Annotated in this window: 26 protein-coding genes; 1 reads left to right on the top strand and 25 read right to left on the bottom strand. The window is 63.8% G+C overall.

Features of this window, described 5'->3' with window-relative positions; all coding sequences use genetic code 11:
• Nucleotides 1-85 precede the first annotated feature (85 nt).
• The 23 genes from ACO550_RS32885 to ACO550_RS32775 all read right to left on the bottom strand — a co-directional run bounded on the left by ACO550_RS32885 (nucleotide 86) and on the right by ACO550_RS32775 (nucleotide 17,986).
• The gene (locus ACO550_RS32885) at nucleotides 86-442 is read right to left on the bottom strand and encodes an HIT domain-containing protein (protein ID WP_315596584.1); all 357 of its coding nucleotides are present in this window, start codon (nucleotides 440-442) and stop codon (nucleotides 86-88) included.
• Nucleotides 443-532: 90 nt separating this feature from the next.
• Complete coding sequence (locus ACO550_RS32880) at nucleotides 533-925, bottom strand: hypothetical protein (RefSeq protein ID WP_315596583.1); 393 nt, start codon at nucleotides 923-925, stop codon at nucleotides 533-535.
• A 68-nt stretch (nucleotides 926-993) separates the two neighbouring features.
• A complete protein-coding gene (locus ACO550_RS32875; protein WP_315596582.1) occupies nucleotides 994-1,362 on the bottom strand; it encodes a phosphoribosyl-ATP diphosphatase in 369 nt (122 codons plus the stop codon).
• Nucleotides 1,359-1,766, bottom strand: coding sequence for a phosphoribosyl-AMP cyclohydrolase (hisI, locus tag ACO550_RS32870; RefSeq protein WP_315596581.1), 408 nt, complete (start codon nucleotides 1,764-1,766; stop codon nucleotides 1,359-1,361). The genes ACO550_RS32875 and hisI overlap by 4 nt, the downstream gene beginning before the upstream one ends.
• Nucleotides 1,767-1,768: 2 nt before the next feature.
• Nucleotides 1,769-2,539 carry an imidazole glycerol phosphate synthase subunit HisF gene (hisF, locus tag ACO550_RS32865; RefSeq protein WP_315596580.1) on the bottom strand — a complete coding sequence of 257 codons (771 nt, stop codon included), beginning with the start codon at nucleotides 2,537-2,539 and terminating at the stop codon, nucleotides 1,769-1,771.
• Between the two features lie 64 nt (nucleotides 2,540-2,603).
• Nucleotides 2,604-3,347 carry a 1-(5-phosphoribosyl)-5-[(5-phosphoribosylamino)methylideneamino]imidazole-4-carboxamide isomerase gene (hisA, locus tag ACO550_RS32860; RefSeq protein WP_315596579.1) on the bottom strand — a complete coding sequence of 248 codons (744 nt, stop codon included), beginning with the start codon at nucleotides 3,345-3,347 and terminating at the stop codon, nucleotides 2,604-2,606.
• A gap of 192 nt (nucleotides 3,348-3,539) precedes the next feature.
• Nucleotides 3,540-4,193: an imidazole glycerol phosphate synthase subunit HisH gene (hisH, locus tag ACO550_RS32855; protein WP_315596578.1), complete on the bottom strand. Its 654-nt coding sequence runs from the start codon at nucleotides 4,191-4,193 to the stop codon at nucleotides 3,540-3,542.
• The gene (locus ACO550_RS32850) at nucleotides 4,190-4,813 is read right to left on the bottom strand and encodes a YchE family NAAT transporter (protein ID WP_315596577.1); all 624 of its coding nucleotides are present in this window, start codon (nucleotides 4,811-4,813) and stop codon (nucleotides 4,190-4,192) included. The genes hisH and ACO550_RS32850 overlap by 4 nt, the downstream gene beginning before the upstream one ends.
• A 105-nt stretch (nucleotides 4,814-4,918) precedes the next feature.
• Complete coding sequence (gene hisB / locus ACO550_RS32845) at nucleotides 4,919-5,506, bottom strand: imidazoleglycerol-phosphate dehydratase HisB (protein WP_315596576.1); 588 nt, start codon at nucleotides 5,504-5,506, stop codon at nucleotides 4,919-4,921.
• 7 nt (nucleotides 5,507-5,513) lie between these two features.
• Nucleotides 5,514-6,614, bottom strand: coding sequence for a histidinol-phosphate transaminase (gene hisC / locus ACO550_RS32840; RefSeq protein ID WP_315596575.1), 1,101 nt, complete (start codon nucleotides 6,612-6,614; stop codon nucleotides 5,514-5,516).
• 33 nt (nucleotides 6,615-6,647) lie between these two features.
• Nucleotides 6,648-7,982, bottom strand: coding sequence for a histidinol dehydrogenase (gene hisD, locus ACO550_RS32835; protein WP_315596574.1), 1,335 nt, complete (start codon nucleotides 7,980-7,982; stop codon nucleotides 6,648-6,650).
• 47 nt (nucleotides 7,983-8,029) lie between these two features.
• Complete coding sequence (gene hisG / locus ACO550_RS32830; protein WP_315596573.1) at nucleotides 8,030-8,704, bottom strand: ATP phosphoribosyltransferase; 675 nt, start codon at nucleotides 8,702-8,704, stop codon at nucleotides 8,030-8,032.
• Nucleotides 8,705-8,775: 71 nt separating this feature from the next.
• Nucleotides 8,776-10,026: a UDP-N-acetylglucosamine 1-carboxyvinyltransferase gene (gene murA, locus ACO550_RS32825; protein ID WP_315596572.1), complete on the bottom strand. Its 1,251-nt coding sequence runs from the start codon at nucleotides 10,024-10,026 to the stop codon at nucleotides 8,776-8,778.
• A 77-nt stretch (nucleotides 10,027-10,103) separates the two neighbouring features.
• Complete coding sequence (locus ACO550_RS32820; RefSeq protein ID WP_315596571.1) at nucleotides 10,104-10,352, bottom strand: BolA/IbaG family iron-sulfur metabolism protein; 249 nt, start codon at nucleotides 10,350-10,352, stop codon at nucleotides 10,104-10,106.
• Nucleotides 10,353-10,386: 34 nt separating this feature from the next.
• Nucleotides 10,387-11,208, bottom strand: coding sequence for an ABC transporter permease (locus tag ACO550_RS32815; RefSeq protein ID WP_485995079.1), 822 nt, complete (start codon nucleotides 11,206-11,208; stop codon nucleotides 10,387-10,389).
• Entirely contained in the window at nucleotides 11,205-12,155 is a 951-nt protein-coding gene (locus ACO550_RS32810; protein WP_315596570.1) for an ATP-binding cassette domain-containing protein, read from the bottom strand. The genes ACO550_RS32815 and ACO550_RS32810 overlap by 4 nt, the downstream gene beginning before the upstream one ends.
• Nucleotides 12,156-12,410: 255 nt before the next feature.
• The gene (locus ACO550_RS32805; protein ID WP_315596609.1) at nucleotides 12,411-12,710 is read right to left on the bottom strand and encodes an STAS domain-containing protein; all 300 of its coding nucleotides are present in this window, start codon (nucleotides 12,708-12,710) and stop codon (nucleotides 12,411-12,413) included.
• Between the two features lie 127 nt (nucleotides 12,711-12,837).
• On the bottom strand, nucleotides 12,838-13,467 hold the full coding sequence (locus tag ACO550_RS32800) for an ABC transporter substrate-binding protein (protein ID WP_315596569.1): 630 nt from the start codon (nucleotides 13,465-13,467) through the stop codon (nucleotides 12,838-12,840).
• Between the two features lie 247 nt (nucleotides 13,468-13,714).
• Complete coding sequence (locus tag ACO550_RS32795; protein ID WP_315596568.1) at nucleotides 13,715-14,500, bottom strand: VacJ family lipoprotein; 786 nt, start codon at nucleotides 14,498-14,500, stop codon at nucleotides 13,715-13,717.
• The gene (gene mlaD / locus ACO550_RS32790) at nucleotides 14,497-15,054 is read right to left on the bottom strand and encodes an outer membrane lipid asymmetry maintenance protein MlaD (protein ID WP_315596567.1); all 558 of its coding nucleotides are present in this window, start codon (nucleotides 15,052-15,054) and stop codon (nucleotides 14,497-14,499) included. The genes ACO550_RS32795 and mlaD overlap by 4 nt, the downstream gene beginning before the upstream one ends.
• A gap of 47 nt (nucleotides 15,055-15,101) precedes the next feature.
• Nucleotides 15,102-15,878, bottom strand: coding sequence for a lipid asymmetry maintenance ABC transporter permease subunit MlaE (gene mlaE, locus ACO550_RS32785; RefSeq protein WP_315596566.1), 777 nt, complete (start codon nucleotides 15,876-15,878; stop codon nucleotides 15,102-15,104).
• On the bottom strand, nucleotides 15,875-16,726 hold the full coding sequence (locus ACO550_RS32780) for an ABC transporter ATP-binding protein (RefSeq protein WP_315596565.1): 852 nt from the start codon (nucleotides 16,724-16,726) through the stop codon (nucleotides 15,875-15,877). Before ACO550_RS32780 ends, mlaE begins: the two co-directional genes overlap by 4 nt.
• A gap of 171 nt (nucleotides 16,727-16,897) precedes the next feature.
• A complete protein-coding gene (locus ACO550_RS32775) occupies nucleotides 16,898-17,986 on the bottom strand; it encodes a Bug family tripartite tricarboxylate transporter substrate binding protein (protein WP_315596564.1) in 1,089 nt (362 codons plus the stop codon).
• A 175-nt stretch (nucleotides 17,987-18,161) separates the two neighbouring features.
• Between ACO550_RS32775 and ACO550_RS32770 the strand changes: the two genes are divergently transcribed.
• On the top strand, nucleotides 18,162-18,698 hold the full coding sequence (locus ACO550_RS32770) for a GNAT family N-acetyltransferase (RefSeq protein ID WP_315596563.1): 537 nt from the start codon (nucleotides 18,162-18,164) through the stop codon (nucleotides 18,696-18,698).
• 144 nt (nucleotides 18,699-18,842) lie between these two features.
• Here the strand turns inward: ACO550_RS32770 and ACO550_RS32765 are convergent, their stop codons facing one another.
• Both ACO550_RS32765 and ACO550_RS32760 read right to left on the bottom strand, forming a co-directional pair.
• Nucleotides 18,843-20,309, bottom strand: a complete 1,467-nt coding sequence (locus tag ACO550_RS32765; RefSeq protein WP_315596562.1) for a glutamate synthase small subunit — start codon at nucleotides 20,307-20,309, stop codon at nucleotides 18,843-18,845.
• A gap of 110 nt (nucleotides 20,310-20,419) precedes the next feature.
• Nucleotides 20,420-25,087, bottom strand: coding sequence for a glutamate synthase-related protein (locus ACO550_RS32760; protein ID WP_315596608.1), 4,668 nt, complete (start codon nucleotides 25,085-25,087; stop codon nucleotides 20,420-20,422).
• Between the last annotated feature and the right edge of the window lie 98 nt (nucleotides 25,088-25,185).

Below are 25,185 nucleotides of genomic sequence, written 5' to 3'. Positions count from 1 at the left end.
GGGCGACGGTGGCCGGCGCAACATCGAACCGGGACATTGCTGCCCCGGCCTGTCTCATACCCAGGCTGCCTGACCGGTTTCCCGTTCAGAACGCCGGTGACTTCCACTGGTCGCGCGGGCCGCCGAGTACATGCAGATGAAGGTGGAACACCTCCTGTCCGCCGTCCGTACCGGTGTTGATCACCGTGCGGAACCCGTTGTTGCAGCCGGCAAGGCGCGCCAGTTCAGGCACCTTGAGCATTATTCTAGCAAGCACTTCCGCATCGCCGGGTCCGCATTCGGCCAGCGAATCGACATGCGATTTCGGAATAACCAGAAAGTGTACCGGCGCTTTGGGATGGATATCGTGAAATGCCAGCAGGTCGTCGTCTTCATACAGCTTTTTCGACGGGATCTGACCGGCCACGATCTTGCAGAAAATGCAATTGTCCTGGGAATTCATGACGTTTTTGTTGCAGCTTGTTGACGCACTGGCTGCGCCACGCCAACCCGCTGCCACTTTTTTCTTTGTTTCTCTGCCCCGCCCCAGCTTTCAGAGCGGTTCGCCCGGATACATCGGCTTGCGGTCGTTCAGGTACAGCCAGCCTTTGACGATACGATACAGTATCCACAGCGACAACACGCAGAACACGCCTATTGCCAGTGGGAACAGCAATACCGTCACAAACATGACGCCGCCCACCACGTACCAGACGATCGACCACCAGAACGTGCGGATCTGCCAGGCAAAGTGCGATGCATACACGGTGCCGCGCGTATCGTCGCGCTTGACGTAGTTGACGATGATCGCAATCAGCGCCGTGATACCGCCCGTAAACCAGTGGATCGCGTAGAGCGCGTAGAGGATGTGCGTGAGCTTGCGCAGCCCATCGAGCTTGTCCGCATCCGCGGTCGTCGTGACTTGCGTGGTGTAGTCCGTCGCCATCGTGCCCTCCAGCGTTGCGCCATACCCGGAACCGTTCCGAGTGGCTTTCGCGTAATACTACTACCGGGCTACTCCTTGCGGCTGGCCTTCTCGACCAGGCCCGACAGACCTTCCCGGCGCGCCAGCTCGTTGACCACGTCGGCCGGCGAGGCGCCGAAGCGTGACAGCAGTACCAGCGTGTGGAACCACAGGTCGGCCACTTCGTAGACCACCTTGCCCACGGCCTCGTCGCTCAGGTTTGCCGCGCGGGCATCCTTGGCGGCCATCACGGTCTCGGTGGCTTCCTCGCCAATCTTCTTCAGGATGGCGTCGTCGCCCTTCTTGAAGAGCTTGGCCACATACGATTGCTCGTGATCGCCGCCGTTCTCGGGCTTGCGCGATTCCAGCGTGGCCGCCACGCGTGCCAGCACGTCGGCCTGGTTGATTTCCTGGGTCATGGTTTTGCGGCGTAGATCGTGGACGGGTCCTTGAGCACCGGCTCGACGGTCTGCCAGTCTCCCGACTCGACATCGCCCTCGAACTTCTGGAAGAAGCACGAATGGCGGCCCGTATGGCACGCGATGCTGTCGATCTGCGTGACCTTCAGCAGCACCACATCCTCGTCGCAGTCCAGACGGATCTCATGCACCTTCTGCACATGGCCCGATTCCTCGCCCTTGTGCCACAGGCGCTTGCGCGAGCGCGACCAGAACACGGCCTCGCCCAGTTCCACAGTGCGCTGCAGCGCCTCGCGGTTCATGAACGCAAACATCAGCACATCGTTGGAGCCCGTCTCCTGGACGATCACCGGCACCAGGCCGTTATCGTCCCACCTCACCTTGTTCAACCACTTCTTTGCCATGATCAGATCCGGACCGGAATGCCCTCGCGGGCCATGAATGCCTTTGCTTCGCCAACCGTGTGCTGGCCATAGTGGAAGATGCTCGCGGCCAGCACGGCATCGGCATGTCCCAGGCGAATGCCGTCGGCCAGGTCCTGCAAGCCGCCCACGCCGCCCGATGCAATCACCGGTACCGGCACCGCATCGCTGACCGCGCGCGTCAGTTCCAGGTCGAAACCGCTCTTGGTGCCGTCGCGGTCCATGCTGGTCAGCAGGATCTCGCCCGCGCCGCGGCGCGCCATTTCTTGCGCCCACTCCACGGCGTCCAGTCCGGTGGCCTTGCGGCCGCCATGCGTGAACACTTCCCAGCGCGCCGGTTCGCCCGGGGCCGAACTGCGCTTGGCGTCGATGGCCACCACGATGCATTGCGAACCGTACTTGCCGGTGGCGTCTGAAACCAGTTGCGGATTGGCGATGGCCGACGAATTGACGCTGATCTTGTCCGCGCCAGCGTTCAGCAGGCGCCGTACGTCTTCCACGGCGCGCACGCCGCCGCCCACGGTCAGCGGAATGAAGACCTGTGACGCCACCGCCTCGATGATGTGGAGGATCAGGTCGCGGCCATCGCTGGTCGCGGTAATGTCCAGGAAAGTGATTTCGTCGGCGCCCTGCTCGTCATAGCGGCGCGCGATTTCCACGGGGTCGCCCGCGTCGCGCAACTCGACGAAGTTGACACCCTTGACCACCCGCCCGTTGGTCACGTCCAGGCAGGGGATGATACGTTTGGCTAGCATGAAAGTCCTTGCCTGCCGCCGCCCGCCCGGGCAGCGGCTGGTTGTGGCGTCCTGCCTGGCAGCGTTATTCCGCGCCCAGCTTGTCCGCGTGTGCCTGGGCGTCGGCGAAGTTCAGGTCGCCCGAATAGATCGCGCGGCCGCAGATCACACCCTCCACGCCGTCTTTTTCCACGGCGCAAAGCTGGTTGATATCGACCATGTTCGACAGGCCGCCGCTGGCAATCACAGGGATCGACATCGACTGGGCCAGCCTGACCGTGGCATCGATGTTGATGCCCTGCAGCATGCCGTCGCGGCCAATGTCGGTGTAGATGATCGCTTCCACGCCGTAGTCTTCGTACTTGCGTGCCAGATCCTCCACTTCATGGCCGGTCAGCTTGCTCCAGCCGTCGGTGGCAACCTTGCCGTCCTTGGCATCGAGCCCGACGATGATGTGGCCGCCGAAGGCCGAGCAGGCGTCCTTCAGGAAGCCGGGATTCTTCACCGCGGCGGTGCCGATGATCACGTACGAGAGGCCGTCGTCGAGCCAGCGCTCGATCGTGTTCAGGTCGCGGATACCGCCGCCGAGCTGCACGGGGATCTCGTCGCCCACTTCGGCAATGATGGACCTGATGGCCGCCTCATTGCGTGGCTTGCCAACAAACGCGCCATTCAGGTCGACCAGATGCAGGCGACGCGCGCCCTGGTTGACCCAGTGGCGTGCCATGGCGGCGGGATCTTCGGAAAAGACGGTGGCCTGGTCCATGTCGCCTTGTTTGAGGCGTACACACTGACCGTCCTTCAGGTCGATGGCCGGAATGAGCAACATAGCGTAACGAGCGTGGTGGTTGTGTAAAAAGGAAAATGGTAGCGATGCCGGCGCGCCGCGCCGGCGTTCAGGTCATGTCAGTTTTGCAGTGGATGCAGTCTGGTTCGGTGGCTCTGAACGAAATCGCTGGGACAGTTGTGACAGTTCTGGGTAGTGCTTATGGCGCTTCAGGTAACAGGTGCTTCTGACGCTTTACGGATTCCAGTGCACGAAATTCCGGTATAGCTGCAAACCCATCGCGGCGCTCTTCTCCGGGTGGAACTGCGTGGCGAAAATATTATCGCGTGCCACCGCGCTGGTAAACACAACGCCGTAATCCGTTTCGCCGGCGATATGGGCCGGGTCCTGCGCGTGCACATAGTAGCTGTGCACGAAATAGAACCAGCTGTCGTCCGGGATGCCGTTCCACAGCGGGTGGCTCAGTGCCTGGCGCACGCGGTTCCAGCCCATTTGCGGCACCTTGAAGCGCGAGCCATCGGCCTGCGTCATCCCTTCCAGCTCAAAGCGGATCACCTCGCCGGGCATCAGCGCCAGCGCCGGCGTGCTGTCCGCACCAGCCCGAGCTTCGCGGCTACGCTCGAACAGCATCTGTTCGCCAACGCACACACCGAGCATCGGCTTGCTGGCCGCGGCTTCCAGCACCGCCTCCTGCAGGCCCGATTCACCGAGCGCGCCCATGCAGTCAGGCATGGCTCCCTGGCCTGGCAACACCACGCGGTCCGCCGCGCGAATGCCCTCGGGCCGGTCCACGACCTGCACGTCCGCTTCCGGTGCCGCGGCACGCAGTGCCTGCGCCACCGAGCGCAGGTTGCCCATGCCGTAATCCACAATTGCTATGGTAGTCATGATTTCAAAACAGGCAACAATGTCTTAAGCCCGTCCACAATGAATTCAACGGCCAGCGCCGACAGGATCAACCCCATCAGGCGCGTGCCGATATTGATCCCGGTCCTGCCCACTACCCGTGCGATGGGATCCGCCGCACGGAATGTGCCATACACTACCAGGCCCAGCACCACCCCGATCCCTACCAGTATCAGCAACTCGTACCAGTGATGCGTCTTGCCTGCATAGACGATCACCGTGCTGATCGAACCCGGCCCGGTCAGCAGCGGCAGCGCCAGCGGCACCACCGCGATGCTGGTCTTGGCCTCGGCCTCGTCCTCTTCCTCGGGCGTGGCCTTGGTGCGGCCAGTCTGCGCGTTCAGCATGTTCATGGCCATCATGATCATGATGAGTCCGCCGCCCACCTGCAACGACGCCACCGAGATATTGAAGAACTCAATGATCTGCTGGCCCAGCAACGCCGACAAGCCCACCACGATCGCCACGGCAATCGATGCCGTCTTGATCGTCTTCAGCTTCTCGGTCTCGGTCTGCTGACTGGTCAGGCTGATGAAGAACGGGATCGCCCCGATCGGATTGATCAGCGCCAGCAGCGAGATAAAGGACTTGAGCGTATCCATCGGGACGCGGGAGTGTCGGTTGTCAGCGTTGCCGCAACCAGCCGGCACGCCTGCTACACGGGGCGCAGGTCAGTGGTGAAGTCTAGGGTCAGTGGCGAGTATCGGTCAGAGCGTACCCTTGGTCGATGGAATCTGGTTGCCCGCGCGCGGATCCAGCTCCACCGCCATGCGCAGTGCACGGCCAAAGGCCTTGAACACCGTTTCGCATTGATGGTGCGCATTGATGCCGCGCAGGTTGTCGATATGCAGCGTCACGCCGGCATGATTGACAAAGCCACGGAAGAACTCGATGGTCAGGTCCACGTCGAAGGTGCCCACGCGGGCACGCGTGAACGGCACATGGAATTCCAGGCCGGGACGACCCGAGAAGTCGATCACCACGCGCGACAGGCATTCGTCCAGCGGCACGTAGCTGTGGCCATAGCGCGTGATGCCCTTCTTGTCGCCAATGGCGCGCGCCACGGCCTGGCCCAGCGTAATGCCGACATCTTCCACCGTATGGTGATCGTCGATATGGGTGTCGCCCGTGGCCTCGACCTCGAGGTCGAACATCCCATGCCGGGCAATCTGGTCCAGCATGTGGTCGAGGAAAGGCACGCCGGAGGCCAGCTTCTGGCGGCCGGTGCCATCAAGGTTCAGCGAAACGCGAATCTTCGTTTCCGAGGTATCGCGGGTGACCTCTGCAACACGCATGGTGGGGTTAATCCTGCAATGAAGCGTTGAACGCTTCAAGAAACTGCGCGTTTTCTTCGGGAGTGCTGACCGTCACGCGCAGACAGTTGGCCAGCAATGCGTGCATTTTACTCACGTTCTTGATCAATACCTTCCGCGCGAGCAATCGGTCGAACGTCTGTGCCGCATCCGCCACGCGCACCAGCAGAAAGTTGGCGGCGCTCGGGAACACCGTCACACCCGGCATGGCGGCCATGGCTTGCGCCAGCTTCGTGCGTTCGGCACGCAGTTGCGCGGCCTGGTCGTCGAGCACGCTCACGTGTTCCAGCGCAAACAGCGCGGTGGCTTCGGTCAGCACATTGACGTTATACGGCGGCCGCACCTTGTCCAGTTGCGACAGCCATTCCGGTGCACCGGCCACATAGCCCAGGCGGATACCTGCCAGACCCAGTTTCGACACCGTGCGCATGACCAGCAGGTTGCCGAATTCGGTCAGGCGCGGCATCCAGCTTTCCTGCGCAAACGGCTGGTAGGCCTCGTCCACCACCACCAGGCTCTGGCACACCTCGCCCTGGGCCGCGCGCAGGATTGCCTCCATGTCGGCAGCATCGAACAGATTGCCAGTCGGATTGTTCGGGTAGGCCAGGTAGATGATCGCGGGCTTGTGCTCGGCCATCGCGGCCAGCATTGCCGCCCGGTCCAGCGTGAAATCGGCGCGCAGCGGCACGCCCACGAATTCCAGTCCGGCGAACTGCGCCGACATCGCATACATGACGAAGCCCGGCACCGGCGCCAGTACCTTGGCACCGGGCTTTGCGGCAGCCAGCGAAAGAATGCTGATCAGTTCGTCCGAACCGTTGCCAAGCAATACCTCCATGCCGGCCGGCACCTGCATCACCGTCTTGAGGCTCGCGCGCAGCGCTTCGCTGGTCGGCACCGGATAGCGATTGAGTGCCACCTCGCCCAGCCGCGCGGCCAGTTGCGCGCGCAGGTCGGGCGGCAGCCGGTACGGGTTCTCCATCGCGTCGAGCTTCACCAGTCCGTGCGAATCGGCCACGTGGTAGGCGCCCATGGCGCGCACGTCGTCACGGATGATGCGTTCGATCAGGGATGGGTCTACGGCTGACATAACGGTCCTTGGAAAAAATCAGTCTGAAACGGTTTAACGCCGGAAGCGGTATTCAGCGCTGCGGGCGTGGGCTTGGAGACCCTCGCCGTAGGCCAGTTCGGCGGCGATCTGGCCCAGCATCTGCGCCCCGCCCTCGCTCACTTCAATCAGGCTCGAACGCTTCTGGAAGTCGTACACGCCCAGCGGCGACGAGAAGCGCGCAGTGCGCGAGGTGGGCAGCACGTGGTTCGGGCCCGCGCAGTAGTCGCCGAGCGATTCGCTCGTATAGCGGCCCAGGAAGATGGCGCCCGCGTGGCGGATCTTCTCGCTCCACTGGCGCGGGTTCTCAGCGGAAATCTCAAGATGCTCGGGCGCGATGGCGTTGGCGATCTCGCATGCCTCTTCCATGTCGCGCACCTTGATCAGCGCGCCTCGGCCCACCAGCGACGCGGCAATGACCTCGCGGCGCGGCATGGTCGGCAACTGACGCTGGATGCTTTCTTCCACGCGGTTCAGGTAGGCCTGGTCCGGGCACAGCAGGATCGACTGCGCCAGTTCGTCATGCTCGGCCTGCGAAAACAGGTCCATCGCCACCCAGTCCGGATCGGTCGTGCCATCGCAGATCACCAGGATCTCCGACGGGCCAGCAATCATGTCGATGCCGACCGTGCCGAACACGCGGCGCTTGGCCGCGGCAACATAGGCGTTGCCCGGGCCGACGATCTTGTCGACCTGCGGCAGCGTGGCGGTGCCGTAGGCCAATGCGCCCACGGCCTGTGCGCCGCCGATCGTGAACACGCGGTCGACACCGGCGATCTGCGCGGCGGCCAGTACCAGTTCGTTACGCACGCCACCGGGCGTGGGCACGACCATGATCACTTCCTTGACGCCAGCCACGCGCGCGGGAATCGCGTTCATCAGCACCGACGACGGATAGGCGGCCTTGCCACCGGGCACATACAGGCCCACGCGGTCCAGCGGGGTCACCTTCTGGCCCAGCATCGTGCCGTCGGACTCGGTGTATTCCCAGCTATGGCTGCCACACTCGATCTTCTGCTTCTCGTGATAGGCACGCACGCGTGCCGCGGCGGCCTCCAGCGCGGCGCGGCGCTTGGGCTCCAGGTCCTCGAGCGCGGCTTCGAGCTGCGACTGCGACAGTTCCAGCGCGCTCATCGACGCGGCTTCCAGACGGTCGAAACGGCGCGTGTATTCGAGCACTGCCTCATCGCCACGGCGGCGCACGTCGGCCAGGATATCGGCCGCCGCGCGATCGATGGCTTCGTCTTCCGAGGCCTCGAACGCCAGCACCTGACGCAGCGCGTCGGCAAAACCGGGCTCGGTCGAGTCGAGCCGGCGGATCGACAGGTTGTCCATATCGATATCGTTCATGACTGCTTTTCCTTACGGGTCCCGGTCAGTTCCAGTCTGGTACTGCCTCAGGCGAGTGCCGCCGAGGCCCGTTCAATTGCGTCGAGAATCGGCGTGAGCCGTTCACGCTTCAGTTTCAGTGCCGCCTGGTTGACCACCAGCCGCGACGAGATCTGCACGATCTCTTCCACCTCTACGAGGTTGTTCGCACGCAGCGTGCCACCAGTGCTGACCAGGTCGACGATGGCATCGGACAGGCCCACCAGCGGACCCAGTTCCATCGAACCATAGAGCTTGATCAGGTCGACGTGCACGCCCTTCTTGGCAAAGTGTTCGCGCGCGGTTTCCACATACTTGGTGGCCACGGCCAGCCGCGCGCCCTGACGCACCGCATTGGCGTAGTCAAAGCCGGCCGGCACCGCCACCGACATGCGGCAGCGCGCGATGTTCAGGTCGATCGGCGCATACAGGCCGGTCATGCCATGTTCCATCAGCACGTCCTTGCCGGCCACGCCGAAGTCGGCCGCGCCGTACTGCACATAGGTCGGCACGTCCGACGCGCGCACGATGATCACGCGCACGGCCGGATCGGTCGTCGGCAAGATCAGCTTGCGCGAGGTTTCCGGATCCTCGGTGACCTCGATGCCGGCGGCGGCCAGCAGCGGCAGCGTCTCCTTGAAGATACGACCCTTGGAAAGCGCCAGCGTGAGCTGGTTGGGCGAGGCATTGAAAGCGGGGCTCATCGGTAGATTCTTCAAACGCGTTCTGGGGGCGACTCGATGCTGTTGTCGTCTGCTCGTATGCGGGTCAGGGTTCAGCTGATGCGGCGGATCTTGGCACCCACCGCCGACAGCTTGTCTTCCATGCGGTCGTAGCCACGGTCCAGGTGATAGATCCGGTCGATCGTGGTCTCGCCCTCTGCTACCAGGCCGGCGATCACGAGGCTGGCCGAAGCACGCAGGTCGGTGGCCATCACGTTGGCACCAGACAGGCGCGGCACGCCGGTCACCACCGCGGTATTACCCTCGGCCGTGATATTGGCACCCAGGCGGTTCAGCTCCTGCACGTGCATGAAACGGTTTTCGAAGATCGTTTCGGTGATGCGCGCGGTGCCTTCGGCCACGGCGTTCAGCGCCATGAACTGCGCCTGCATGTCGGTCGGGAATGCCGGATATTCCGAGGTACGGAAGCTCACGGCCTGCGCACGCTGCGGCATGGCCAGGCGAATCCAGTCGTCGCCGGTTTCGATCATGGCGCCGGCTTCGCGCAGCTTGATCAGCACCGCGTCCAGGATCAGCGGCGGAATACCGCGCAACACGAGGTCGCCCAGCGTTGCCGCGGCCGCGCACAGGAACGTACCGGCCTCGATGCGGTCGGCCACCACGCTGTGTTGCGCACCGTGCAGCTTGTCCACACCCTGGATGATCAGGCGGTCGGTACCGATGCCTTCGATCTTCGCGCCCATCTTGACCAGCAGTTCGGCCAGGTCGGTCACTTCGGGTTCACGCGCGGCGTTTTCCAGCACGGTCTCGCCGTCGGCCAGCGTGGCTGCCATCAGCAGGTTTTCGGTGCCGGTCACGGTGATCATGTCCGTTACCACGCGCGCGCCCTTCAGGCGGCTGGCGCGGGCATGGATAAAACCGTGCTCGATGCTGATCTCGGCGCCCATCGCCTGCAGGCCCTTGATGTGCTGGTCCACCGGACGCGCACCAATGCCGCAGCCGCCGGGCAACGACACGCGAGCCTCGCCGAAGCGCGCCACCAGCGGCCCCAGCACGAGGATCGATGCACGCATCGTCTTCACCAGTTCATACGATGCTTCCGGCGAATTGATGTCGGCGCCGCGCAGCGTGGCCACGCCATCGACCATGTCGGCCTGCATGCCCATCTGGCGCAGCAGCTTGAGCATGGTGCGCGTGTCCTGCAGGTCGGGCACGTTGTCGATGGTGACCGTGTCGGCGGTCAGCAGACCAGCGCAGAGAATGGGCAACGCGGCGTTCTTGGCGCCCGAGACGCGGATCTCGCCCTTGAGCGGGCCGTTACCCTGGATCTGGAATTTGTCCATGTTCTGTCGTGTATTCCGTACGGGCACTGACCCATACGGTAGTTGTCCTGTAGTTGCCTTGCTGCCAGCTTGCGTGCTTACTTGCCAGCCTCGGCCTGCCATTCGGCCGGCGTCAGCGTCTTCATCGACAGCGCATGGATCTCGGCGCGCATGCGGTCACCCAGCGCAGCGTAGACACGCTGATGGCGCTGGATCAGGCGCTTGCCGTCGAACTCCGCGCTCACGATGGTGGCGAAGAAGTGCTGGCCATCGCCTTCCACTTGCAAATGTTCGCAAGGCAAACCTTGGGCAATGTAATCCCTGACTTGTTCCGGTGTAGGCAGCATGTCTGTCTCTTTTGAAATCGGTAATTGCGGCCGGTCAGTGCCGCAGCTTGTATCCCTGGCGCAGCAGGCGCAGCGCCAGCGCGGCCAGCACCACAAAGGCCACGGCCACCACGGCCAGGCTATGCAGCGGCGGCACGTCGGAGACGCCGAAGAAGCCGTAGCGGAACCCGTCGATCATGTAGAAGAACGGGTTGGCGTGCGACACGGCCTGCCAGAACGGCGGCAGGGAATGAATCGAATAGAACACGCCGGACAGGAACGTTGCCGGCATGATCAGGAAATTCTGGAAAGCGGCCAACTGGTCGAACTTCTCGGCCCAGATGCCGGCGATCAAACCCAGCGTGCCCAGGATGCCGGCACCGGCCAGCCCGAACACCAGGATCCACAGCGGCTGCGCGAAATGCAGATGGGCAAACCATGCCGTCACCAGCAGCACACCCAGGCCCACGCACAGGCCGCGGATCACCGAAGCCACCACATAGGCGCCAAACATTTCCCAGTGCGACAGCGGCGGCAGCAGGATAAATACGAGATTGCCGGTGATCTTGGACTGGATCAGTGACGACGAACTGTTCGCGAACGCATTCTGCAGCACGCTCATCATCACCAGGCCTGGCACCAGGAACGCGGTATAGCTGATCTGGTCGTAGACGCGCACGCGGTCTTCGAGCACATGGCCGAAGATCAGCAGATAGAGCACGGCGGTCAGCACCGGCGCGGCCACGGTCTGGAACGAGACCTTCCAGAAACGCAGTACTTCCTTGTACAGCAGCGTGCGAAAGCCCACCATGCCGCCCACGGCCATCGACTGCAGGCGTTGCTGTTGGGTCACGTCAAGATCCACGGGGTTCTTCATGCCGCGGCCTCCATGGCGGAATTGGGCAGGCTGCCGGGCATTTCGCCTTCACGGCGCATGATCTGCACGAACACATCCTCCAGGTCGGCCTTGCTGATTTCCATGTCTTCGATTTCGCAACCGGCGGCACGCAGCGCGGCCAGGATCGGCTCCACTGCCTCGTAGCCGGACAGACGCAGCCGGTAGGCACGCTCGCTGGGGTTGTCCGGGGTGCGCAGCGCTTCGAGCTCCGCCGGCAGGGTACCGCGCGACAATGTCAGTACCAGTTGCAGGCCCGCGAACTGGTTCAGCAGGCTGCTGGTACGGTCCAGCGCCACCACCTCGCCAAACTTGAGCATGGCGATGCGGTCGCACAGCGCTTCGGCTTCTTCCAGGTAGTGCGTGGTCAGGATGATCGTGTGGCCTTCGCGGTTCAGCCGCGAGATGAACTTCCACAGCGTCTGGCGCAGTTCCACATCCACGCCGGCGGTCGGCTCGTCGAGCACGATCACGGGCGGGCGGTGCACCAGCGCCTGTGCCACCAGCACACGGCGCTTCATGCCCCCGGACAGCTGGCGCATATTGCTGTCGGCCTTGTTCGTGAGATCGAGGTTGGCCATGATCTCGTCGATCCAGTCATCGTTGCGCGTCAGGCCGAAATAGCCGGACTGCAGGCGCAGCGTCTCGCGCACCGTGAAGAACGGATCGAAGACCAGTTCCTGCGGCACCACGCCCAGCATGCGGCGCGCCATGCGGTAGTCGTCCACCACGTCGTGGCCCAGCACGCTGACCTTGCCCGAATCGGCTCGGTTCAACCCCGCGAGGATCGAGATCAGCGTGGTCTTGCCTGCACCGTTGGGGCCGAGCAGGCCAAAGAATTCGCCGCGCTCGACGCTGAAACTGACACCCTTGAGCGCCTGCAGATTGCGGTAGCGCTTGCGGACATCGGTGATTTCGATGGCTTTCATGGCCGAATGTCTTGGACGGGGACGCTTTCGCGGCCGGCCTCTCATTGAGTTGGGGAGTGCCCTTGAGGTTAGCCGCGCAGCACCTGGCGGAATCGTGTCAGGGCACCTGGGGGCGACTTGGGGGCGAACAACCCGGAATTATAGGGGATGCAGGGTTTCCCCCGCTCTGACCCGCGCGACGCCAGGCCCGCGGCCCGACGCCGTGGCATCGCATGACCGTACGCAACATGAACGCGCACGGCAACGGATGCCGGTTCAATGTCGGTGGTGGTGGTGTTCCGGGTGGGAAGCGGCGGTCGCCAGGCCCAGCAGGCCATCGACCCCGTACAGCGTCGCCAGCGAGCGCAGCTGCGGCGACACGCCGTCGAGCGCCAGCGACTGGCCACGTTGCGCGGCGGCCCGTTGCCAGGCCAGCAGCACCGCCACGGCGGCCGAATCGACCTGCGTCAGCGCGCTGCAATCGACCTTCACATCGCCCTGCTGCACGCGCGACAGCCCGTCACGCAGCACGGCGGCGGCGTTGCGGTTGGTCAGCGAAGTGCCAAGGGCGGGCATGGAAAGGTGCGTGGGATAGGTACGTTGCAAACAGAAACTCCCGCCCGGAGGCGGGAGCGAGTGGCCATTGTAGACCAGATCGGCCGCGTCGTGCTGCGGCGCAACCAAGTCAGGACTACCTGGCCGATCAGCCCTTGGCGTTGGCCAGTTGGCGGTTGCGGTCCTGCAGCGTCTTCAGGATGCCATCCACGCCCTGCTGGTTGGCAATCGTGTTGAAGCTGCCCTTGTACGCCTCGGTCAGCCAGGCGCCCAGCACGTTGATGTCATAGACCTTCCAGCCCTGCTCGGTCTTCTCGAGGCGGTAGTCCATCTGGATCGGCTCGCCCTTGTTGATGACCTGGGTGCGGATCGTGGCGTCGGTATCCTCTGCCGTGCCGCGGTACGGACGGAACTGCACCTTCTGGTCGCGGATCTGGGCAATCGCGCCCGCATACGTGCGGATCAGCAGCGTCTTGAATTCGTCGGTAATCGCCTTTTGCTGTTCCGGCGTGGCCTTCGACCAGTTACGGCCCATCGCGATCTGCGTGGTCTTGGTGAAGTTGGCGTGCGGCAGGATCTTCTGCTCCACCAACTGCGTGATCTTGCCGACGTTGCCGGACTGCATGTCCTTGTCGCTCTGCACGGTCGACATCACGTCGGTCACCACGGCTTTGACCAGGCCATCCGGCGATGAGGCATCGACCTGCTGGGCTTGCGCGGCGCCGGCGCCGGCAAACGCGGCAACGGTCAGGAAGGGAAGCAGGAGTCGCTTGAGCATGTGAGGTTTTTCCTTTCTATCCAGGGCGGTACCCTGCTGTTATCGGCAGGATCCAGCCCGTCCGATACGGTGCCAATGCACCGCGATCCGGAATTATTGAAACACAGGCGCGCCTCGGGCGCAGTCCTGATTAGTGGTTTAAACACCACTTTCAAACACTTTGTTTCAGGGCTCACAGCGCGCTCACAGGCGCTTATGAGCCACGAGAGCCGTTGCCCTGTCTGGGCTCACCGGCTCTCCGCGACTTTCAGCCAGCCTTGGGCTGCGCCGGTGTGGCGCTGCCATCGTCTTTGTCGTCCGGCTTTTGCTGCTTGTCCAGCTGCGGCTGGTCGTCCTCGTCGCTGGACGGTGGGTTGCCGTCATAGATCAGATACTGGCGGCGCTGCATGTACGAGTCGCGCAGGAACGCATACTTGTCGAGCGCGGCCGCCTCGATCAGGCTCGATGCGCCAAGCAGTTGGGCACGGCCATCGACAATGCGCACACCGGTCAGCGACAGGCCCGCATACCACGGCGAGATATAGGTGGTCGGGTCCATGAAGCGGTCCACCACCATGCCCGACGCATCGCGCACGCTGCTCGGTCCGAACAGCGGCAGCACCAGGTACGGGCCCGACGGCACGCCCCACACGCCCAGCGTCTGGCCAAAGTCTTCCTTGTACTTGGGCAGACCGGCCGGCGTGGCGATATCGATCAGGCCACCGATGCCGAGCACGCTGTTGATGGCCACGCGCATGGTGTCTTCCGCCGCGCGCGACGGCTTGCCCTGCATCAGGTTGTTGGCCGCCGAGTAGACGTCGCTAACGTTCGAGAAGAAGTTGCCCACCGCCGTACGCACCGGCGACGGAATGTAGTCCTGGTAGCCCTGGGCCACCGGCTTCAGCGCGTACTTGTCGAGGTTGTCGTTGAACGTGCTGACACCGCGGTTGAACGGTTCGAGCGGATCGGCCGGATTGGCATTGGGACCCGTGGCACAACCGGCCAGGGCAAGCGCGGCAACCGATGCCGCGATCAGGCGTTGAAGGGAGTTCATTTGCTGCCGCCCGTTCCCGGCGCTGCCGGCAACGCGGCCGCACCCGAACCGGACGTATTCGGGGAAGAAGGTGCAGGCGACGCGGCGGAACCACCGCCCGCATCGGCTGCCTTGTTATAGAGGAACTGGCCAATCAGGTTTTCCAGCACCACGGCGGACTGCGTCATCGTGATCTTGCTGCCCTGCGCCAGCATCTTGTCGTCACCGCCCGCCTCCAGACCCACGTACTGCTCGCCGAGCAGGCCCGAGGTCAGGATCTTGGCCGAGGTGTCCTTCGGAAACTGGTAGCGCTTGTCCAGGTTCAGCGTCACGGTGGCCTGGTACTGCTTGTCGTCGAAGTTGATCGCCGCCACGCGGCCCACCACCACGCCCGCGCTCTTCACCGGCGCGCGCGGCTTCAGTCCGCCGATATTGTCGAACTGGGCGGTTACCGCATAGGTGTCCTGGAACGAGAAGCTGCTCATGTTGCCAGCCTTGAGCGCCAGGAACAGCAGTGCGGCAAAGCCCACCACCACGAACAGCCCCACCCAGTAGTCGAGCGAATTTTTCTTCATGCGAGTCTCTTGTCTAATGCTTGTCGGTTCTGCCGTGTCCGCTGACTTCAGCTGAACATCAGCGCGGTCAGCAGGAAATCCAGCCCCAGCACGGCCAGTGACGCCATCACCACGGTGCGCGTGGTGGCACGCGACACACCCTCCGGCGTCGGGTTCGCTTCAAACCCCTGGTACAGCGCAATAAACGTCACCGCGATGCCGAAAATGAAGCTCTTGATCACACCATTGAGCACGTCGGCGCGCACATCGACGCCGCCTTGCATCTGCGACCAGAAGGCGCCGGCATCCACGCCAATCAGTTGCACACCCACCAGGTAGCCACCCAGGATGCCCACCGCGCTGAAAATCGCAGCCAGCACCGGCATGGCGATGACCCCGGCCCAGAAGCGCGGCGCGATCACGCGCTGCAGCGGGTTCACGGCCATCATTTCCATGGCGGTCAACTGCTCGCCGGCCTTCATCAGGCCAATCTCCGCCGTCAGCGATGTCCCCGCACGGCCTGCAAACAGCAGCGCCGACACCACCGGACCCAGTTCGCGCACCAGTGACAGCGCCACCAGCAGGCCCAGTGCCTGCTCCGAACCGTAGCGGTTCAGTGTGTAGTAGCCCTGCAAACCGAGCACGAACCCGACGAACAGGCCCGAGACGGCAATGATCACCAGCGACAGGTTGCCGACGAAGAACACCTGGTCGGAAACCAGGCGGAAGCGCCGCAGCAAGGCCGGCGACAATGCCAGCAGTGCGAAGAACATGCGGGTGGCGCGGCCCAGGCCGCCCACGAACTGGCGCACTGCGGCGCCGATACTGGTAAAGAAGCCGGTCAACGCGAGCCTCCGGCAAGGAAGTCTTCGGCCAGGGTTGGGCCGGAGTAGTGAAACGGCACCGGGCCATCGGCCTCGGCATGCACGAACTGGTGCACGAACGGATCGCTCGACGCGCGCAGTTCCTCCGGCGCCCCTTCGGCCGCGATCCCGCCATTCGCAATGAAGTAGACGTAGTCGGCGATCTGGAACGTTTCCTGCACATCGTGCGACACGATGATCGTGGTGGCGCCCAGCGCGTCGTTGAGATCGCGGATCAGGTTGGCGGTCAGGCCGAGCGAAATCGGATCGAGCCCCGCGAACGGTTCGTCGTACATCAACAGGGCAGGATCCAGCGCGATGGCGCGCGCCAAGGCCACGCGCCGCGCCATGCCACCCGAGATCTGCGCGGGCATCAGGTCGCGCGCGCCGCGCAGGCCCACCGCGTTGAGCTTCATCAGCACCAGGTCGCGGATCATGGAATCGGGCAGGTCGGTGTGCTCGCGCAACGGAAACGCGACGTTGTCGAATACCGACAGGTCAGTGAACAGTGCGCCAAACTGGAACAGCATGCCCATCTGGCGGCGTACCGCATACAGGCCATCCTGGTCCATCGCGTCGATGTCGGCGCCATTGAACGTGACGCGGCCACTCTGCGGCCGGACCATGCCGCCTATCAGGCGCATCACGGTGGTCTTGCCACAACCGGAGCCGCCCATGACAGCCACCACCTTCCCGCGCGGAAAACGCATGGAAAGGCCTGACAGGATGGGCTTGTCGCCAGCCGCGTATGCAAAATCGACATCCGCGAGTTCGACGACGTTCGGGCCGGAAAAAGGCTGGCCAGAAAAATTCGGCACGGTAGCGGTCACGTTGTCACCGGATTTGGACAGGCCGCCATTATAAGGGCTAGTACCTATCTGACACCGTCCCGTGTGGTGATCTCACCATTGCACTGTCGACAACAATCCACGACAAAGACGTGACAAAGAGGCGACAAACGGGTAAGGCGAATTTGCCTTACCCGCGGCAAACCGCCTGACTCAAGGCTCCGTGCGCGGCCCGGTCTGGCGCAGGATGACCTGCCATTGCACCGATTCCGATCGGATTGCGGTGGCAAAGGCTTCGGGCGAATCATGTACCGGCGTGAGCCCGGCCGCCAGCAGTTGCGCGCGTACGTCCCGTTCGTTGGTCACACTGTCCAGTTCCGTGGCCAGCCGCGCCACGATGGCACGCGGTGTCTTGGCCGGCGCCATCACCCCGTACCACGCCAGCGCGCCATATCCGTCCATGCCGGATTCCTGCAATGTTGGCACCTGTGGCGTAAGCGGCGAGCGCACCGGCCCGGTCACGCCAAGAATCCTGAGCGTACCGGTCCGGACATGTGACTGCACCGCGCTCCACGAACAGAAGCAGGCGCTGATACGGCCGGCCAGCATCTCTTGCACCACGGCGCTCTCCCCCTTGGCAATCACCAGCGGCACGCTGTTCGGAATACCTCGCACCGCGTATTCCGCGTACAGATGCGACGGACTGCCGGGTTGGCCATAGCCGTAGCTGTAGGACGCCGGATTCGAGCGGACAGCCGTCGACCACTGCTGCGGCGTGGTCATCGGCAGGCGCCCGTCGATTACCAGAAACAACGGTGTGGCGGCCACGCGTACCACGGGCGTGAAATCGCGCATCACGTCATACGGAACGGGCTCCAGTCCAGGCTGGATCAGCATATTGGCCTGATGAAACAACAACGTATGGCCATCGGAACTGGCCTTGGCCACGAGGTCGCCAGCCATGGTTCCGGACGACCCGGGGCGATTGTCCACCTCCACGGGCACGCCGAGCCGCAGCGCGAGGCGCTCGGCCAACAGGCGCGCCACGGCATCGGCTACGCCACCGGCCGGGAAAGGCACGATCATGCGCAGTGGCCGGACCGGGAACGACACGGCGCGCGCAGGCGCCTCCATCCGTGTACCGGGCGGGATACTGGCGAGCTGGGCAACGGCGGGAGGTTGTGCGAGTGCCGTCGCCATGCCTAGCGCAGCGGCAACCACACACAACAACCATCTGGCAGCGAGTCTTGGCAACTGCGCTTGTCCTCGCCAAAGCCGCATCGACTTGCGTACTTCGGGCATCAATTTCCTCCGGGCCGCAACCCACCGCAGCGGCACCAAATCGGCTGAAAGGGATTTCGAGGCAGTCTCTTTTCGTTATGTTCTGAAGAAATTCTAAGTAGATTGGCGGAGGCGGCACAGGCACGTAAACGCTGTCCGGGAGGACCCCTATGTGAGCACTCGTATAATCGGGCACATGCCTGAATTCGTTCTGCGGCCAATGATTGCGGCCGACCTGCCCGCCGTTCTCGCCGTCCAGGCGCAATGCTATGGCAGTGCCTTGCTGGAAGGCGCCGACGCACTCGCGAGCCGCCTCGCACTATCGCCCACCACATGCTGGGTCGCGGCCTTGCCCCATAGCATCGATAGCACCAAAAGCACCGATAGCAAGCTGGCTGCCTATTTATTTACCCACGCCTGGCCCGCCGCATCGCTGCCGCCGTGGAACGGCTTGCTTGCACGCGCGTGGACGGATGATGATGCGCTGACGTGGTTCGTGCACGACATGGCGGTGGCGCCTGTGGGACGTGGCGCGGGGTTGGCGGCGCAGCTCTATGAGGCTGCACGCGGTGCGGCGATCGAGATTGGCTTGACGACTTCCAGACTGATTGCGGTGCAGTCGGCGGGAGCGTATTGGCGCAGGCTTGGGTACGCGCCGATCGATGCTGACATGTACGCAGACAAGCTTGCGACGTACGGCGATGACGCTTTGTTGATGGGGTGTCGGATTTAGGGAGGCTTGCCCTCTCCCCCGGCCCCTCTCCCGCTTTGCGGGCGAGGGGAGCAAACCAAGCCAAACCAAACCAAACCAAACCAAACAAAAACCCCCGCAGCCTTTCGGCATGCGGGGGTTTTTGTTTGAAGCAGATCCAGCAGCTTAGCGCGGCAGGTCCGTATAGCCCATCAGGAACGCGTCCACCGAGCGTGCGGCCTGGCGGCCTTCGCGGATGGCCCACACCACCAGCGACTGGCCACGGCGCACGTCGCCGGCGGCAAACACCTTCGGCACGTTCGTGTAGTAGGCGCGGTCGCCTTCGGTCGATGCCTTGGCGTTCTTGCGCGCATCGGTGTCGACACCAAATGCATCCAGCACCGAACCGGCCGGGTTCGTGAAGCCCATGGCCAGCAGCACCAGGTCGGCCTTGAGCACGAACTCGCTGCCCGGCACTTCCTGCATGCGGCCGTCCTTCCACTCCACGCGGCAGGCCTTCAGTGCGGTGATCTTGCCGTTCTCGCCGATGAATTCCTTGGTGGCTACCGACCAGTCGCGCGAGCAGCCTTCGTCATGTGACGACGACGTGCGCATCTTGATCGGCCAGTACGGCCACACCAGCGGCTTGTTCTCTTCTTCCGGCGGTTGCGGCAGCAGTTCGAACTGCGTGACCGACTCCGCGCCGTGACGGTTCGAGGTACCCACGCAGTCGGAACCGGTATCGCCGCCACCGATCACGATCACATGCTTGCCTTCGGCACGGATCTCGTTGACGCCGTCGCCAGCCACTTCCTTGTTCTGCGGAATCAGGAATTCCAGCGCGTAGTGCACGCCAGCCTGATCGCGGCCCGGCACCGGCAGGTCACGCGGCACTTCGGAACCACCTGCCAGCACCACGGCGTCGAACTGGTCCATCAGCGCCTGCGCCGAGACCGATTCACGTGCGTAGTTCTTGATGCCGGCCGGCAGCTTGTCGCCATCGGTCACCATCACGCCGGCACGGAAGGTCACGCCTTCGGCTTGCATCTGCTCGATACGGCGATCGATCAGGTCCTTCTCCATCTTGAAGTCGGGAATGCCGTAGCGCAGCAGGCCACCAATGCGGTCGTTCTTCTCGAACACGGTCACCTCGTGACCGGCGCGTGCCAGTTGCTGTGCCGCCGCCATGCCGGCAGGGCCCGAGCCCACCACGGCCACGGTCTTGCCGGTCTTGTGCTTCGGCACCTGCGGTGCAACCCAGCCTTCTTCCCAGGCCTTGTCGATGATCGCGTGCTCGATCGACTTGATACCCACCGGCAGTTCGTTGATGCCCAGCGTGCAAGCTGCCTCGCACGGTGCCGGGCAGATACGGCCCGTGAACTCGGGGAAGTTGTTGGTCTGGTGCAGCACCTCGATCGCCGACTTCCAGTCCTGGCGATACACCAGGTCGTTGAAGTCGGGGATGATGTTGTTGACCGGGCAGCCGTTGTTGCAGAACGGGATACCGCAGTCCATGCAGCGCGCACCCTGGATCTTCGCTTCGTTGTCCGACAGCGCGAACACGAATTCCTTGTAGTGCTTCACGCGCTTGACTACCGGTTCGTAGCCTTCGTTCTGGCGCGCAAATTCGAGAAAGCCAGTCGCCTTACCCATGTTGCATCCTTGGTCTTGCTTGTCGCGAGGCGGCCGGGCCGGCCTCGCGTGGGGTCAGTATCTTGTCGGTGCCGCAGCCATGGCCGCGGCACCTCTCGTATGGCTGCCGATCAGGCGGCTACCGCTTCGCGATCGCTGTCGCGGGCAGCCTGTTCCTTCTCGTACATTTCGCCCAGTGCGCGCTTGTACTCGGTCGGGAAGACCTTGACGAACTTGCGGCGTGCCGTGGCCCAGTCGGCCAGCAGCGCCTTGGCGCGCTCCGAACCGGTGTAGCGGAAGTGCTGCTCGATCAGGTCGCGCAGGATCGTTTCGTCCAGTTGGCGCTTGCCATCGAACTTGTGCCATTGCGACTCGGGCTGGCCCTTCTGCTGGTCGGCCGAGGCAAGCACCGGCTCGAGCGTCACCATCGACGTATTGCAGCGCTTGTCGAACAGGCCATCCTCGTCATAGACGTAAGCCACGCCGCCCGACATGCCGGCCGCGAAGTTACGGCCCGTGCCGCCCAGCACCACTACCGTACCGCCGGTCATGTACTCGCAACCGTGGTCGCCAGTACCTTCCACCACGGCGGTGGCGCCCGAGTTACGCACTGCGAAACGCTCGCCGGCCACGCCGTTGAAGAATGCTTCGCCGGAAATCGCGCCGTACAGCACCGTGTTGCCGACGATGATGTTGCGGGTCGGATCGCCACGGAACTCGTGCGGAGCGCGCACGATCACGCGGCCGCCCGACAGGCCCTTGCCCACGTAGTCGTTGGCGTCGCCGACCAGATCGGCCGTGATGCCGTGTGCCAGGAACGCCGAGAACGACTGGCCAGCCGTGCCCTGGAACTGGATGTGGATCGTATCGTCGGGCAGGCCTTCGTGGCCGTACTGCTTGGCCACCACGCCGGACAGCATGGCGCCCACGGTGCGGTTCACGTTCTTGACCGGCTGGATGAACGACACGCGCTCACCCTTGTCGATGGCCAGGCGTGCCTTGGCGATCAGCGTGTGGTCCAGCGCCTTGCCGGCTTCCACCGACAGGCCGTGATCCTGCACGTCGGTGTGGTAGCGCGGCACGTCGGCCGGGAACGGTGCCTGGTAGAAGATGCGACCGAAGTCCAGGCCGCGTGCCTTCCAGTGTTCGATGCCGGCGCGCGTGTCGAGCAGGTCGGCGCGGCCGATCAGCTCGTCGAACGTGCGGATACCCAGTTGCGCCATGATCTCGCGTGCTTCTTCCGCAACGAAGAAGAAGAAGTTCACCACGTGCTCGGGCTTGCCCTGGAATTTCTTGCGCAGCGCCGGATCCTGCGTGGCCACGCCCACCGGGCAGGTGTTCAGGTGGCACTTGCGCATCATGATGCAGCCCTCGGCCACCAGCGGTGCCGTGGCGAAACCGAACTCGTCGGCACCCAGCAGCGCGCCGATCACCACGTCGCGACCAGTCTTCATCTGGCCGTCAGCCTGCACGCGGATGCGGTTGCGCAGGCCGTTCAGCATCAGCGTCTGCTGCGTTTCGGCCAGGCCCAGTTCCCACGGGCTGCCGGCATACTTGATCGACGACCACGGCGATGCACCGGTGCCGCCGTCATGACCCGCGATCACCACGTGGTCGGCCTTGGCCTTGGCCACGCCAGCGGCCACGGTACCCACGCCCACTTCGGACACGAGCTTGACCGAGATGTCCGACACCGGGTTGACGTTCTTCAGGTCGTGGATCAGCTGTGCCAGATCCTCGATCGAGTAGATGTCATGGTGCGGGGGCGGCGAGATCAGGCCCACGCCCGGCACCGAGTAACGGAGCTTGCCGATGTAGTCGGACACCTTGTGGCCCGGCAGCTGGCCGCCTTCGCCCGGCTTGGCGCCCTGCGCCATCTTGATCTGGATCTGGTCAGCCGATGCCAGGTACTCGGCGGTCACGCCGAAACGGCCCGACGCCACCTGCTTGATCTTCGAGCGCAGCGAATCGCCGGCCTGCAGTTCCAGGTCCTTCTCGACCACGTGATCGCCCAGCAGGCTCTTGAACGTATCGCCCTGCTTGATTGGAATGCCGCGCAGTTCGTTGCGGTAGCGCTTCTCGTCCTCGCCGCCTTCGCCGGTGTTCGACTTGCCGCCGATGCGGTTCATCGCCACCGCCAGCGTGGCGTGGGCTTCGGTCGAGATCGAACCGAGCGACATCGCGCCGGTAGCGAAACGCTTCACGATGTCCTTGGCCGACTCCACTTCTTCGAGCGGAATTGCCTTGGCCGGATCTACCTTGAACTCGAACAGGCCGCGCAGCGTCATGTGGCGACGGCTCTGGTCGTTGATGATGTTCGCGTATTCCTTGTACGTCTGGTACTGGCCCTTGCCGTCGTCGGCGCGCACCGAGTGCTGCAGCTTGGCGATCGAGTCCGGGGTCCACATGTGTTCTTCGCCGCGGATACGGTATGCGTATTCGCCGCCGGCGTCGAGCATGGTGTCCAGCACGGGGTTGTTGCCGAACGCATCGCGATGCAGGCGCAGCGCTTCCTCGGCCACCTCGAAGATGCCGATGCCTTCAACGTTCGACGGCGTGCCGTGGAAGTACTTCTGCACCAGTTCGCGCGACAGGCCGATGGCTTCGAAGATCTGGGCGCCCGTGTACGACATGTACGTGGAGATGCCCATCTTCGACATCACCTTGAACAGGCCCTTGCCGATTGCCTTGACGAAGTTCTTGACAGCCTTTTCCGGCGACAGGTCGCCCGACAGGCCCGAGGCCATGTCGGCCAGCGTTTCCATGGCCAGGTACGGGTGCACGGCTTCCGCGCCGTAGCCAGCCAGCAGCGCGAAGTGATGCACTTCGCGGGCCGAACCGGTTTCGACGACCAGGCCAGCCGACGTGCGCAGGCCCTTCTCCACCAGATGGTGGTGCACGGCCGACGTGGCCAGCAGCGCGGGAATGGCCACCTGGCCTTCGTCCACGCGGCGGTCGGTCACGATCAGGATGTTGTAGCCCGAACGCACGGCGTCCACGGCTTCCGCGCACAGCGAAGCCAGGCGTGCCTCGATGCCTTCCTTGCCCCATGCCACCGGATAGCAGATGTTCAGTTCGTACGAACGGAACTTGCCGCCGGTGTAGTGCTCGATGTTGCGGATCTTGGCGATGTCCTTGAAGTCCAGCACAGGCTGGGACACTTCGAGACGCATCGGCGGGTTGATGTTGTTCAGTTCCAGCAGGTTCGGCTTCGGACCGATGAACGACACCAGCGACATGACCATGTTTTCGCGGATCGGGTCGATCGGCGGGTTGGTCACCTGGGCGAACAGCTGGCGGAAGTAGTGGTACAGCGTCTTGTTCTTCGACGACAGCACGGCCAGCGGCGAGTCATTGCCCATCGAGCCCGTGGCTTCTTCACCGGCGAGCGCCATCGGCGCCATCAGGAACTTGACGTCTTCCTGCGTGTAGCCGAAGGACTGCTGGCGATCCAGCAGCGGCGACACCGGCTTCTTCTCGGCGGCCACGTCTTCGGGCTTGGCATCGATCTCGTCGAGCTTGATACGCACGGCATCGATCCAGCTCTTGTACGGCTTGGCGTTGGCCAGGTTGTCCTTGAGCTCCTTGTCGTCGATGATGCGGCCCTGTTCCATGTCGATCAGGAACATCTTGCCCGGCTGCAGACGCCATTTCTGGACGATGCGCGACTCCGGGAACGGCAGCACGCCGGCTTCCGAAGCCAGCACGACGAAGTCGTCCTCGGTCACGTAGAAGCGGGCCGGACGCAGGCCGTTACGGTCCAGCGTGGCGCCGATCTGGCGGCCGTCGGTGAAGCAGATGGCGGCGGGGCCGTCCCACGGCTCCATCATCGCGGCGTGGTATTCGTAGAAGGCACGACGGTTGTCGTCCATCAGCGTGTGCTGTTCCCAGGCTTCCGGGATCATCATCATCATCGCGTGGACGAGCGGGTAGCCGGCCATCGTCAGCAGTTCGAGGCAGTTGTCGAACGATGCGGTATCCGACTGGCCCGGATAGATCAGCGGCCACAGCTTGGGCAGGTCGTCACCCAGCACCGGCGAGGAGATCGCGCCGGTACGTGCGTTCACCCAGTTCACGTTGCCCTTCACCGTGTTGATTTCGCCGTTGTGGGCGACCATGCGGTACGGGTGGGCCAGTTCCCAGGCCGGGAACGTGTTGGTCGAGAAGCGCTGGTGCACCAGGGCCAGGGCCGACACGGCGCGCGAGTCCAGCAGGTCCAGGTAGTACTCGCCCACCTGGTTGGCCAGCAGCAGGCCCTTGTACACGACGGTACGGGCCGACATCGACGGCACGAAGTATTCCTTGCCGTGCTTGAGCTTCAGCGCCTGGATGGCGTGGCTGGCGGTCTTGCGGATCACGTAGAGCTTACGTTCCAGCGCGTCCGTGGTCATGATGTCGCGACCGCGACCGATGAAGATCTGGCGGATCACCGGCTCGGTGGTACGCACGGTCGGGGACATCGGCATGTTGCAGTCCACCGGCACATCGCGCCAGCCCAGCACGACCTGGCCTTCCAGGCGCACGGTGCGTTCGAGTTCCTGTTCGCAGGCCAGGCGCGAGGCGTGTTCCTTCGGCAGGAAGATCATGCCGACGCCATACTCGCCGTTCGGCGGCAGGGTCACGCCCTGCTTGGCCATTTCCTCGCGGTAGAACTGGTCCGGGATCTGGATCAGGATGCCGGCGCCGTCGCCCATCAGCGCGTCCGCGCCAACTGCACCCCGGTGATCCAGGTTTTCCAGGATCTTCAGACCCTGCGAAATGATCTCGTGGGACTTCTTGCCCTTGATATGCGCCACCATGCCGACGCCGCAGGCGTCGTGCTCGTTGGACGGGTCATACAGGCCCTGGGCCTGCGGGCGGGCGGCGAGATCGGAGGATTGTTGCGAGTGGTCCACGG

This window comes from Cupriavidus sp., assembly GCF_057315035.1.
The sequence above is the reverse complement of the archived record's forward strand: the minus strand, read 5'-3'. Positions and strand labels throughout refer to the sequence as shown.

What these genes read in the sequence shown, in the direction of transcription:
- hisD (WP_315596574.1), bottom strand. Translation starts at nt 7,982, where the DNA reads ATGAACGATATCGATATGGACAACCTGTCGATCCGCCGGCTCGACTCG.
- ACO550_RS32805 (WP_315596609.1), bottom strand. Translation starts at nt 12,710, where the DNA reads ATGCCCGCCCTTGGCACTTCGCTGACCAACCGCAACGCCGCCGCCGTG.
- murA (WP_315596572.1), bottom strand. Translation starts at nt 10,026, where the DNA reads ATGGACAAATTCCAGATCCAGGGTAACGGCCCGCTCAAGGGCGAGATC.
- ACO550_RS32760 (WP_315596608.1), bottom strand. Translation starts at nt 25,087, where the DNA reads ATGGTGGCGCATATCAAGGGCAAGAAGTCCCACGAGATCATTTCGCAG.
- ACO550_RS32880 (WP_315596583.1), bottom strand. Translation starts at nt 925, where the DNA reads ATGGCGACGGACTACACCACGCAAGTCACGACGACCGCGGATGCGGAC.
- ACO550_RS32850 (WP_315596577.1), bottom strand. Translation starts at nt 4,813, where the DNA reads ATGGATACGCTCAAGTCCTTTATCTCGCTGCTGGCGCTGATCAATCCG.
- hisI (WP_315596581.1), bottom strand. Translation starts at nt 1,766, where the DNA reads ATGGCAAAGAAGTGGTTGAACAAGGTGAGGTGGGACGATAACGGCCTG.
- ACO550_RS32770 (WP_315596563.1), top strand. Translation starts at nt 18,162, where the DNA reads ATGCCTGAATTCGTTCTGCGGCCAATGATTGCGGCCGACCTGCCCGCC.
- mlaD (WP_315596567.1), bottom strand. Translation starts at nt 15,054, where the DNA reads ATGAAGAAAAATTCGCTCGACTACTGGGTGGGGCTGTTCGTGGTGGTG.
- hisH (WP_315596578.1), bottom strand. Translation starts at nt 4,193, where the DNA reads ATGACTACCATAGCAATTGTGGATTACGGCATGGGCAACCTGCGCTCG.
- ACO550_RS32765 (WP_315596562.1), bottom strand. Translation starts at nt 20,309, where the DNA reads ATGGGTAAGGCGACTGGCTTTCTCGAATTTGCGCGCCAGAACGAAGGC.
- ACO550_RS32795 (WP_315596568.1), bottom strand. Translation starts at nt 14,500, where the DNA reads ATGAACTCCCTTCAACGCCTGATCGCGGCATCGGTTGCCGCGCTTGCC.
- ACO550_RS32810 (WP_315596570.1), bottom strand. Translation starts at nt 12,155, where the DNA reads ATGAAAGCCATCGAAATCACCGATGTCCGCAAGCGCTACCGCAATCTG.
- ACO550_RS32800 (WP_315596569.1), bottom strand. Translation starts at nt 13,467, where the DNA reads ATGCTCAAGCGACTCCTGCTTCCCTTCCTGACCGTTGCCGCGTTTGCC.
- hisB (WP_315596576.1), bottom strand. Translation starts at nt 5,506, where the DNA reads ATGCGTGTTGCAGAGGTCACCCGCGATACCTCGGAAACGAAGATTCGC.
- hisC (WP_315596575.1), bottom strand. Translation starts at nt 6,614, where the DNA reads ATGTCAGCCGTAGACCCATCCCTGATCGAACGCATCATCCGTGACGAC.
- ACO550_RS32815 (WP_485995079.1), bottom strand. Translation starts at nt 11,208, where the DNA reads ATGAAGAACCCCGTGGATCTTGACGTGACCCAACAGCAACGCCTGCAG.
- ACO550_RS32820 (WP_315596571.1), bottom strand. Translation starts at nt 10,352, where the DNA reads ATGCTGCCTACACCGGAACAAGTCAGGGATTACATTGCCCAAGGTTTG.
- hisA (WP_315596579.1), bottom strand. Translation starts at nt 3,347, where the DNA reads ATGTTGCTCATTCCGGCCATCGACCTGAAGGACGGTCAGTGTGTACGC.
- hisF (WP_315596580.1), bottom strand. Translation starts at nt 2,539, where the DNA reads ATGCTAGCCAAACGTATCATCCCCTGCCTGGACGTGACCAACGGGCGG.
- ACO550_RS32885 (WP_315596584.1), bottom strand. Translation starts at nt 442, where the DNA reads ATGAATTCCCAGGACAATTGCATTTTCTGCAAGATCGTGGCCGGTCAG.
- ACO550_RS32775 (WP_315596564.1), bottom strand. Translation starts at nt 17,986, where the DNA reads ATGCCCGAAGTACGCAAGTCGATGCGGCTTTGGCGAGGACAAGCGCAG.
- ACO550_RS32875 (WP_315596582.1), bottom strand. Translation starts at nt 1,362, where the DNA reads ATGACCCAGGAAATCAACCAGGCCGACGTGCTGGCACGCGTGGCGGCC.
- hisG (WP_315596573.1), bottom strand. Translation starts at nt 8,704, where the DNA reads ATGAGCCCCGCTTTCAATGCCTCGCCCAACCAGCTCACGCTGGCGCTT.